This window comes from Humibacter sp., assembly GCF_051954055.1.
In the GTDB taxonomy this organism is placed as follows: Bacteria; Actinomycetota; Actinomycetes; order Actinomycetales; family Microbacteriaceae; genus Humibacter.
The window spans coordinates 1-2,660 of the sequence record NZ_JBQCIE010000089.1 but is presented as its reverse complement, the minus strand read 5'-3'; the positions used below and the strand labels follow the sequence as shown (position 1 = coordinate 2,660).

The window sequence follows — 2,660 nt, the reverse complement described above, 5'->3', positions numbered from 1 at the left end:
GATCCGTCCCGCGGAGTTGCACCTGGACACCACCCGGTACCGGCCCACCCCGGATCAGAAGACCTGGCTCACGTTGACGTACGGGCTCGACGAGAACGCCGCCCCGTTCCTGCCGGTGGGGATCGTCACCGGCTCTGAAGTGGATCACGTGATCGAACGACAGCACGGTGGACCCACGGACGTGGGCAACCTGGCCCCGTTCAAACCGAGACTGCACCGGATGAAGACCGTGACCCGGATCCGATTGGACCCGAAACCCGACGGCGGCATCCGCGTGAGAACACCCACCGGATACGACAGAGACCCACCACCCTTCTGAACGAAGGAGCCATCGCGCTGCGAGCGAACGGCGACCACTCCGCAACGGCGAGGACGCTCGCCCGAATGCTCACCTGCGGAACTTTCTGGCGAATGCCTTCGCAAATGCGGAACTATCATTGGCATCATGACGCGTTTTCGGATCAGCGAGGCCGCCGTGCTGCTCGGAGTGAGCGACGACACGGTACGGCGGTGGATCGACGCGGGTGAGCTGACGTCCGGCACGGATGACGTCGGCCGCGCCGTCGTCGAAGGGGCGGATCTCGCACGGCGGCTGACGGCATCCGCGAACGGTCCGGGCGATCCACTTGAGCGCGGCTCGAGCGCGCGCAATCGCTTCGTCGGCTTGGTGACCGCCGTCACGAGCGACACCGTGATGTCCGAGGTCGAGCTGCAGTGCGGTCCCCACCGCGTTGTCTCGCTGATGTCCACAGAGGCCGTGCGCGAACTCGGGCTCGAGGTGGGTTCACTCGCCACGGCCGTCGTGAAGGCCACCATGGTGATCGTCGAGACACCGCCCGCCGTCGAGCGGAAGCCGGGCACAGCAACCGCCACGAAGGGCGGCCGGCGATGAGGCCGTCGCGACGCGCGATGACCGCAGCCGCGGCAGCCCTCGCGGCCGCTGCTCTTCTGCTGACCGGATGTTCGGCATCCCCCGGCTCCGCGGCCACGAGCGGCTCGGCGACCAGCAACGCAACAGGCGACGCCACCTCGAGCAAGCCGCTGATCGTCTTCGCCGCCGCGTCGCTGCAGGGCTCCTTCGACGCCCTGGCGAAGAGCTTTCAAAAGTCGAACCGGGAGTATCCGGTCGCGCCCATCCGTTACGACGGATCGCAGGCGCTCGCCACGCAGATCGTCAACGGCACGGATGTTGACGTGATCGCGTTCGCCGACCAGAAGTCGCTCGAACCCGTGACCAAGGCCGGACTGGCCGGCAAGGGCACGATCTTCGCGACCAATACCCTGCGCATCGCGGTGCCGCCTGGCAACCCGAAGGGCATCCGCGACCTGTCCGACCTGACCAAGCCGGGGCTCAAGGTCGTGATCTGCGCACCCCAGGTGCCGTGCGGAACGGCGTCCCAGACCCTGCTCGAAAACGCCGGCGTTCAGCTCACCCCGGCCAGCCAGGAGACCAACGTCACGAGCGTGGTGACCCGAGTGGAGAACGACGAAGCGGATGCCGGACTCGTCTACGCGACCGACATCGCGGCATCCGACGGCAAGCTCGACGGCATCACCCCCGCCGGCGCCGACAAGGTCGTGAACAGCTACCCGATCGCCGTCGCGAACAAGGCGCCGTCGTCGAAGGCCGCGCACGCGTTCGTGTCGTTCGTGCTCTCGAGCGCAGGGCAGCGCATCCTCTCCCAATACGGATTCGGGAAGCCATGACGCTTCCGCGCGGTCTCTACGTCGCCGCGCTCGTCGCCCTGGCGTTCCTCGTGCTCCCCGTCGTGGGGCTGGTGACCCGCGCGCACTGGTCGACGCTGTGGAGCGACCTCTTCGCTCCCGCTTCGCTCACCGCACTGTGGCTGTCGCTGTGGACGGCCGCCTGTGCCACGATCGTGTGCCTCGTGCTCGGGCTTCCGCTGGCGGTCGTGATCGCCCGGTCGTCCACCCGGCTGGCCAGCGTTCTGCGCACCATCGTGCTCATCCCGCTCGTGCTGCCGCCGATGGTCGGCGGACTCGCACTCCTGTCACTGCTCGGCCGCGTCGGGTTGCTCGGCAAACCGATCTTCCAGCTCAGCGGATTCAGCCTTCCGTACACGAGCGCAGCGGTCGTCGTCGCCCAGTCGTTCGTCGCCCTGCCGTTCCTCGTCATCACCGTCGAGGGCACGTTGCGCACCTCGGGCGTCGGACACGAACAGATCGCCTCGACGCTCGGCGCCGGTCGGTGGCGCGTGCTCGGCACTGTGACCATCCCGCTGATCGCCCCCGGCATCGCGGCCGGCACCGCCCTGTGCTTCGCCCGCGCGCTCGGCGAGTTCGGGGCGACCGCCCTGTTCGCCGGCAACGCACCGGGCATCACGCAGACCATGCCGCTCGCGATCTACACCGCGTTCAACGGCGTCGGCATCACGCAGGACTCCGCCGTCGCGCTCTCGCTGCTGCTGCTCGTGAGCGCCGCCGTCATCGTCGGGGGGCTGCGCGCCTGGCGCGAGGATGCCGTGCGATGACCGAGCCTCACGGTGCATCCCTGTTCGCCGACGTCGGCGCCTCGCGCGGAGGATTCGACGTGGATGTGCACCTCGAGGTTCCCGCGGGCGGATGTCTGGCGATCTTCGGTCCGAACGGCGCGGGCAAGTCGACCCTCCTCGGTGCACTCGCCGGCCTGCTCCCACTGC

The 2,660-nt window shown here is 68.5% G+C and carries 4 protein-coding genes and 1 pseudogene; all 5 read left to right on the top strand.

The window, feature by feature from the left end:
- A pseudogene (locus ACTHNC_RS09775) lies at positions 1 to 319 on the top strand (hypothetical protein); the annotation flags it as partial.
- Positions 320 to 445: 126 nt separating this feature from the next.
- Positions 446 to 892 (top strand): TOBE domain-containing protein, encoded by a 447-nt coding sequence (locus tag ACTHNC_RS09770; protein WP_440294410.1) that lies wholly within the window; start codon positions 446 to 448, stop codon positions 890 to 892.
- 17 nt (positions 893 to 909) lie between these two features.
- Complete coding sequence (modA, locus tag ACTHNC_RS09765) at positions 910 to 1,707, top strand: molybdate ABC transporter substrate-binding protein (RefSeq protein ID WP_440294409.1); 798 nt, start codon at positions 910 to 912, stop codon at positions 1,705 to 1,707.
- The gene (locus ACTHNC_RS09760; protein WP_440294408.1) at positions 1,704 to 2,492 is read left to right on the top strand and encodes a molybdate ABC transporter permease subunit; all 789 of its coding nucleotides are present in this window, start codon (positions 1,704 to 1,706) and stop codon (positions 2,490 to 2,492) included. The genes modA and ACTHNC_RS09760 overlap by 4 nt, the downstream gene beginning before the upstream one ends.
- On the top strand, positions 2,489 to 2,660 hold a 172-nt coding region (locus ACTHNC_RS09755), incomplete at its 3' end, for an ATP-binding cassette domain-containing protein (RefSeq protein WP_440294411.1). The genes ACTHNC_RS09760 and ACTHNC_RS09755, both read left to right, overlap by 4 nt.

What these genes read in the sequence shown, in the direction of transcription:
- ACTHNC_RS09770 (WP_440294410.1), top strand. Translation starts at nt 446, where the DNA reads ATGACGCGTTTTCGGATCAGCGAGGCCGCCGTGCTGCTCGGAGTGAGC.
- modA (WP_440294409.1), top strand. Translation starts at nt 910, where the DNA reads ATGACCGCAGCCGCGGCAGCCCTCGCGGCCGCTGCTCTTCTGCTGACC.
- ACTHNC_RS09760 (WP_440294408.1), top strand. Translation starts at nt 1,704, where the DNA reads ATGACGCTTCCGCGCGGTCTCTACGTCGCCGCGCTCGTCGCCCTGGCG.